Here is a 6,632-nt window from a genome sequence, read left to right as displayed (position 1 = left end):
CATGCCTGAATATCTTCGAGTGATGATTTGGTGCTACCAGGGCAGGCTTCTGCCATTTTGGTCAGACCAAGATTGATGCCATCCGCAAGAATGGTGGTGAGGAGCAGGCGGGTATCGGGACGGGTAATGTCATTTTTTATATGCGAAAAATGACGGGTAAACGTCGTCCAGCTGTTTACCTCGTCGAGAATTTCCGTGATTTTAGGTCGCGGTAGCATGCTGTAAACCAGCTCTGCCAGCGGTGAAACCTGTGCCGGAACGCAGTTATCCAGCGGAGAGACTTTTACGCCCTTGTCGGATATTTCCACATCGGGCAGTTCACCAAGGGCAGCCATAGCATTGATCTCTTCAAGTCTGGACTGAAGCAGAGTCATGCGGCTGGTAATGTACTCATGATAATCAGCAGATACGGGCAGTGGCAGCGCCGGTGTGAGGTTGTCAAAGTCTTTTTCGGGAATGAGGTAATCATCAAAATTTTTGTAGCGGCGTGAGCCTTTAACCCAGATGTCCCCGGAGCGCAGCGCTCCCTTAAGCTCGCTGAGCGCACAAAACTCATAGTACTGCCGGTCAATACCTGCTGGTGTAATCACCACTTTGCGCCAGCTTTCAGGGACAAACTCAAGCGGCGCTGTCGCCGGAACTTTACGTGACGGCTTCCGGTACATATCCTTGATCACAACCAGCGCATCAGCCAAAGGTTGCGCTGCCGGGGTGGCGACGAACTGTAAAGCGGACAACATGCGCGGGGCATATTTCCGTAATGTGCTGTATTTCTCAGTAATAATATGCAGCGGATCAAAATTATTTTTCCTGGCGAGATGGCGTGTTTCCTCCAGACTGGCGACAAATTCAGCCCATGGGAGTATGTTTTCTATGGCGAGCCATGGATCGCCACCGGAATCACGGGCATCGGACAGTGCCTGACCGACATCGATGTACTGCCTCAGTTTTGACTGGATGAGCTTGCCGGTCTGCTGAAGGCGCTCAGCCTGTGTTCTTTTGGCTTTGCTGAAAAGACTGTTCAGCATGCGCTCATGCAGCTCAATCACTTCGTCTGTCAGTGTAGCCCTGGCTTCTTCCAGCACGCACACCAGGATTGCATGACGTCGGGCTGCTGAAAATCGGGTTAAATCCCGGCTACTCATCTTTCGGCCTTCCCGCGCCAGTTTCAGCAACCGGTTCTGGTGAATGGTACGCTCTATACCTTCAGGTAATGCCAGCGATTCAATGCTGCTGAGCCGATCAAGATGTTGCAGCACGTTTTTACCATTGATTTTACCCGGCGGTTGCAGAAGCCATGTCAGCCTGGAAGGCTGATTATCTGAGGACTCAAGTAAACGATCCAGGGCATCCCTGTGCGCCGGAGTTAACGGGGCATTCAGGGTCTGAAATACGATTTTATCGCCGCCTGCCATGGCCTCCGCACAGGTACGCTCCACGACATCAATCGCGGGGATTATCACGTTGTACTGCCGAAGCCAGACCAGTAATTCTTCGGCCAGGAGAATACCTTTATCGGTGCGTGTCGCCATCGGCAGCAGGTGTGTCATACAGTCCTGCTGTATTTTGCCGGTGAACGCCTTTACGCCAAGATAGCGGTACAGTTCGGTTAAATGCTCACGGCGGGTTGTATCCCTGCCGGAAAGGTAAGCGGGCCAGAGATCTCCGGTAAGCTTTAGCCTGCTGGCGATATGCTTCAGCAGCGCATCAGAGGGGGGGATTTTTTTATCCGGTGCAAAGCCGACATTTTTCAGATAGCAAAGAAGGACGGCAAAACCAAAACGGCTGGCGGGTTTACGGTGAGCACTGATAAGCGCCAGATCATGCTCACTAAAATACGCCATTCGGGTCAGCGTTAACTCATCATCCGGTAATGCCAGTAATGATTCTCTTTCCGACAGCGAAAGAATCTGCCTCCTTGCCATATAGTTTCCCTCATAAATTATTTGATGCGGTATTTCTAACAAAAATGGTTATCGCATAAGGGTACACCCTGACGCCATAATCAAAACGTGACGGTACGCCATTAATGACATAACCTATATGCGATAGAATAAATGCAATAACTTAAATGCTATAGTGCGGTGAAAAAATGTTCATCAGAGCTTATTTGAGAGCGTCGACGGAAGATCAGTTTGCGGATCGGGCAAAAGACATGCTGGAGCAGTTCGTTCAGGAAAAAGGGTATAAAATAGCCAGCTACTACCGGGAGAACATCAGTGGTACAAAACTGGACCGCCCGGAACTGGGACGACTGCTAATGGACAGTCACCATAATGATATTTTACTGGTCGAGCAGATAGACCGTCTGACTCGCCTGAGCAACAGCGACTGGATGACGCTGAAAAAGCAAATTGAGCAACACGAGTTGCGGATTGTCAGTCTGGATGTCCCCACGTCATGGCAGGCTCTGTCAGATAAAGACCCTACACAGGCTGACCCGATAACCCGCGCTGTCATTACGGCTATCAACAATATGTTGATCGACCTGATGGCCGCAATGTCACATAAGGACTGGTTGAGTCGCCGCCAGCGACAGCAACAGGGAATTAAACGCGCTCATTCTCTGGGTAAATACCGGGGCAAGCAGGCCGATCACGAACGACATCAAAAGGTATTGTACTACCGACAGGTTAAGAAACTCAGTATACGGGAGACCGCAGAAGCTACCGGCTATAGTTCTTCTCAGGTTTGTCGGATACAGGCACTTAACAAAATATCCGGTACTGATTAAATCTGGCTGCTCAGATGCCTTCTGCGCCAGAGATGAAATGACAGCGAATAATTCTTCTTTCATCTTACCGGGACGACCAGAAGACCTGAAAATTTCCATTGCTATGCAACCAGCAGGCAGTTTAGATTAGCGCCGAAAGTTACTTTTATGGCAAAGGTGTCGTTAGCGGTGTTTGTGAAATCTGCGTTTATCTCCAGAGCTGTGCTGTTTGTTGTGGCCTTTGCCATGATGAGCGCTTTGCTGCTGGCAAAACCGCAGTCCTCTCAGATGTCATCGATGCAGACCACCGAAGCACATCAGCACGATAATGATGCTTCCCCTGATGAGCACAACACGCTCTTATTTCATTCCCACGGCAATGTGCATCACCTGAATGCCGATCATTCTCATGACATCAATAAGCTTTTTGCACTGACGGAATTCTATGTCTGGCAGGGCAAAAACAGAGCTGTGTATGGTCATGGAAGTCCCCGTCATTATTTCGTTTCCCTGTCTACTCCTGAGCGTCCCCCAAGGTCCGGGCTTGTCTGATTTCTGCTGTTAAAGCGTTATTATTCATAGCTTAAGGATTTTTTATGTTCACGAACCTTGCATTACGTGGCGGGGTGTATGACGGCCTGTTTTCCGCCAGAATGCGCTCTGCCTATCTGTTTTTTGTACTTTTATTGCTTTTCTACAGCCAGGGTGCATCTGCACACGGCGTAGCCGAAGGCGACAAAGGGTACATTCAGGAAATTACCGGGATAAACATCCTCCCGTTTATCTACCTTGGTGCAAAGCACATGGTGACCGGTTACGATCACCTGCTGTTTCTGTTCGTGGTGATTTTCTTTCTCTACAAAATGCGCGACATCGGTTTGTACGTCAGCCTGTTTGCCATTGGTCACTCCAGCACGCTGCTGATTGGCGTTTTCTTTGATATCAGCGTCAGCGCGTATCTCATTGATGCCATCATCGGTCTGTCGGTGGTCTATAAGGCGCTCGATAATCTTGGGGCGTTCCAGCGCTGGTTTGGTTTCCAGCCGGATACCAGACTGGCAACGCTCATCTTTGGTTTCTTCCACGGCTTTGGTCTGGCGACGAAAATAAAGGAATTCGAGATCTCCCCTGATGGCCTGTTCGTTAATCTGATCGCGTTCAATGTGGGGGTGGAGATAGGCCAGTTACTGGCTCTCAGCGCCATTCTGATCGTGATGAGTTACTGGCGTCAGACCGCGAGCTTTTTCCGTCATGCCTACACCGCTAACGTTGTGATGATGAGCGCCGGTTTCCTGCTGATGAGCTACCAGCTTTGTGGCTATATCCTTGCCTGAGAGAGAATGAATTATGTACAACACTGATTTACCTACCCGCGCTGAGCTTCCTTCTTCACTGAAGCTGATGCAGTCCACCCTGATGGCCGCCATCGTTGCCCTGACATTACTCATTACCGTGGTGATGCCGTCTGAATATGCTATAGACCCAACCGGCATAGGCCGGGTTCTCGGGTTAAAACAAATGGGAGAGATCAAAACGCAGCTGGCTGAAGAAGCGGAGTCGGACCAACAGGCCGTCGTCAATATTCAGGCCCCGGTTGCCCGCCCAGCGACGGTAAGCACGGTTCCTGATAATCCCCCGGTGATAGCGCAAAACAGTGCTCCGGAGCGGGATACCCCGTCCGTCATACCGTCACAGGAAACGAAGGCGGCGGGTGTTCAACGCAACCAGATGGTGATTACGCTTAAGCCAAACGAAGCCGCAGAGATTAAACTCGACATGCGTAAGGATGCGCAGGTGAGTTATCAATGGACAAGCTCCGGACCGGTTAACGTTGATGCCCATGGTGATCCGACCAATGCGCCGAAGGGGTTCTATCACGGTTACGGGAAAGATCGCCAGATCACCGCCAAAGAGGGGATTATCCAGGCGGCTTTCGACGGAAAGCATGGCTGGTTCTGGCGCAACCGTGGCACGAAGAGCGTCACGATCCGTCTGGATACCAACGGCCAGTACATGACGATTAAACGCGTTATTTAATCTGCCAACCCGGGCTTGCCCGGGTTTTTCGCCTCCGTTCAGCCCCTTTTATTTCTGCTCCTGCCCGGAAGAATGCTTGCCTTTGCTCATCCGCTTCTTTAACATTCCTTATCCCCCCGGGGGGGATGTGGCGAGGCGAATATTCCCATCGCCCGGAGAAGAGGAGGAAATCATGTCAGTTCACACTTCACACCCCGACATCATTAAAAGGCTGAAACGTGCCGCAGGGCATCTGAAGAGCACTATCCAGATGCTCGAAGACGAAAAACCGTGCCTGGATATCGCCCAGCAGTTGTCCGCTGTGGAAAAGGCGATAACGAATGCCAAGCGAACGCTTATTCATGATCACCTGGACCATTGTCTGGAACATGCCCTGGAAGACAGCCAGCATGCATCTGACACGTCGCTCAGCGAATTTAAAGAGATAACCAGGTACCTTTAGGTAAGAGAAAATGACCGATTTTTCTGCGTTGTTACAGCAGGGCGTGGCCAACGCATGGCTGTTTGTTCCCAGCGCCATTTTGCTCGGTGCGCTTCACGGTCTTGAGCCGGGACATTCCAAAACCATGATGGCCGCTTTTATTGTCGCTATCCGGGGAACCGTCAGACAGGCTGTCATGCTGGGCCTGGCTGCCACGCTTTCCCATACGGCCATCGTCTGGATGATTGCGCTGGGCGGGATGTATATCAGCCGGAAATTCACCGCTGAATCAGCCGAACCCTGGTTTCAGCTGATTTCCGCCGTCATTATTCTCGGCACTGCGGCATGGATGTTCTGGCGGACATGGAGCGGTGAACGTCTGTGGAAACTGGAGCAGGAAGAAGAACATGCGCACGGGCATCATGAGCATGACGAAACGCGGATTATTGATACCGGCCACGGTAAAGTCGAACTCTCTATTTTTGAAGAAGGCCAGCTGCCGCACTGGCGTTTTCGTACCCTGAGCGGTCAGAACTGGCAAACCCGGGATGTCTCACTGGTGACAAACCGGGGTAAAGGCACCTTTTCGCAGGTCTTCGATTTTGTCGAGAAAGACGGCTTCATGGAGTCCACACAGGCTATCCCGGAGCCGCACAGCTTTGAGGTTCGTCTGACGTTAGGTCATCGCGGTCATGTTCATGACTACGACGTGACATTTCATGAACACGAACACGAACATTCAGCGCTCGAAGGACTGGATGCCTCCTCAAAGGAATACCAGGATGCGCATGAAAAAGCCCATGCTAACGATATTAAAAAACGCTTCGCCAACCGGAATGTGACCACCGGTCAGATAATCCTGTTTGGGCTGACAGGCGGGCTGATCCCGTGTCCGGCTGCCATTACGGTCCTTCTGCTTTGTATTCAGGTGAAAGAGTTTTCACTCGGGGCCGCGCTGGTTTTATGCTTCAGTATTGGCCTGGCAATCACGCTGGTCACGGTGGGTGCCGCAGCGGCCTACAGTGTGCGACAGGCCACAAAGCGCTGGCGTGGATTTGATACCCTGGCGCGTCGGGCTCCCTATTTCTCCAGCGTGCTGATTGCCCTGGTGGGAATTTATATGGGCTATCACGGCTGGTCAGGGATTATGCAATAACCCTTGCGTATTCGTCCCGGCAGTCGCCGGGGCGTTGCACTAAGTTCTCCGAAGCAGATGTAAAACCAGTCAGACAATCTCGCACCCACTATTTCAATAGTTACAGCTATCCCGTCTATACCACTTTGGTTCCTGCCTGCCCTTCGGCAGTACAAATGTTCGCCTTAACGTACAATATTTCCCGTTTCCCAAACGGGCCCCTATATAACGGTGTACTGCTTACTCAATACGGCCTTGTATTTGAAAGATGCCGCATCTTGGCAAGATTCGTATTACAGCCTATAGTCTGTTAATGAGCATTACAG

Annotated in this window: 7 protein-coding genes; 6 read left to right on the top strand and 1 reads right to left on the bottom strand. The window is 51.2% G+C overall.

What is annotated here, in order from left to right; genetic code table 11:
* A partial coding sequence (locus tag HMPREF3178_RS08860) for a Tn3 family transposase (protein ID WP_139146022.1) occupies positions 1-1,925 on the bottom strand: 1,925 nt, incomplete at its 3' end.
* A gap of 167 nt (positions 1,926-2,092) precedes the next feature.
* Here HMPREF3178_RS08860 and HMPREF3178_RS08855 point away from each other — a divergent pair.
* The 6 genes from HMPREF3178_RS08855 to HMPREF3178_RS08835 all read left to right on the top strand — a co-directional run bounded on the left by HMPREF3178_RS08855 (position 2,093) and on the right by HMPREF3178_RS08835 (position 6,327).
* Entirely contained in the window at positions 2,093-2,734 is a 642-nt protein-coding gene (locus HMPREF3178_RS08855; protein WP_004118046.1) for a recombinase family protein, read from the top strand.
* Between the two features lie 147 nt (positions 2,735-2,881).
* A complete protein-coding gene (locus tag HMPREF3178_RS29760; protein ID WP_004118043.1) occupies positions 2,882-3,265 on the top strand; it encodes a hypothetical protein in 384 nt (127 codons plus the stop codon).
* A gap of 101 nt (positions 3,266-3,366) precedes the next feature.
* Positions 3,367-4,047 carry a HupE/UreJ family protein gene (locus HMPREF3178_RS08850; protein ID WP_406564727.1) on the top strand — a complete coding sequence of 227 codons (681 nt, stop codon included), beginning with the start codon at positions 3,367-3,369 and terminating at the stop codon, positions 4,045-4,047.
* A gap of 13 nt (positions 4,048-4,060) precedes the next feature.
* Positions 4,061-4,750, top strand: a complete 690-nt coding sequence (locus tag HMPREF3178_RS08845; RefSeq protein ID WP_004118039.1) for a hypothetical protein — start codon at positions 4,061-4,063, stop codon at positions 4,748-4,750.
* A 172-nt stretch (positions 4,751-4,922) separates the two neighbouring features.
* Positions 4,923-5,192, top strand: a complete 270-nt coding sequence (locus tag HMPREF3178_RS08840; RefSeq protein WP_004118036.1) for a metal-sensing transcriptional repressor — start codon at positions 4,923-4,925, stop codon at positions 5,190-5,192.
* Positions 5,193-5,202: 10 nt separating this feature from the next.
* Positions 5,203-6,327, top strand: a complete 1,125-nt coding sequence (locus HMPREF3178_RS08835) for a nickel/cobalt efflux protein RcnA (RefSeq protein ID WP_004118031.1) — start codon at positions 5,203-5,205, stop codon at positions 6,325-6,327.
* Positions 6,328-6,632 lie beyond the last annotated feature (305 nt).

It is taken from the genome of Klebsiella sp. HMSC09D12, from assembly GCF_001808475.1.
Classification (GTDB): domain Bacteria; phylum Pseudomonadota; class Gammaproteobacteria; order Enterobacterales; family Enterobacteriaceae; genus Klebsiella; species Klebsiella oxytoca.
The sequence above is the reverse complement of the archived record's forward strand: the minus strand, read 5'-3'. Positions and strand labels throughout refer to the sequence as shown.

Bases quoted from the DNA above. Each gene is read 5' to 3' on its own strand.
- HMPREF3178_RS08855 (WP_004118046.1), top strand. From the start codon at position 2,093: ATGTTCATCAGAGCTTATTTGAGAGCGTCGACGGAAGATCAGTTTGCG.
- HMPREF3178_RS29760 (WP_004118043.1), top strand. From the start codon at position 2,882: ATGGCAAAGGTGTCGTTAGCGGTGTTTGTGAAATCTGCGTTTATCTCC.
- HMPREF3178_RS08850 (WP_406564727.1), top strand. From the start codon at position 3,367: ATGCGCTCTGCCTATCTGTTTTTTGTACTTTTATTGCTTTTCTACAGC.
- HMPREF3178_RS08845 (WP_004118039.1), top strand. From the start codon at position 4,061: ATGTACAACACTGATTTACCTACCCGCGCTGAGCTTCCTTCTTCACTG.
- HMPREF3178_RS08840 (WP_004118036.1), top strand. From the start codon at position 4,923: ATGTCAGTTCACACTTCACACCCCGACATCATTAAAAGGCTGAAACGT.
- HMPREF3178_RS08835 (WP_004118031.1), top strand. From the start codon at position 5,203: ATGACCGATTTTTCTGCGTTGTTACAGCAGGGCGTGGCCAACGCATGG.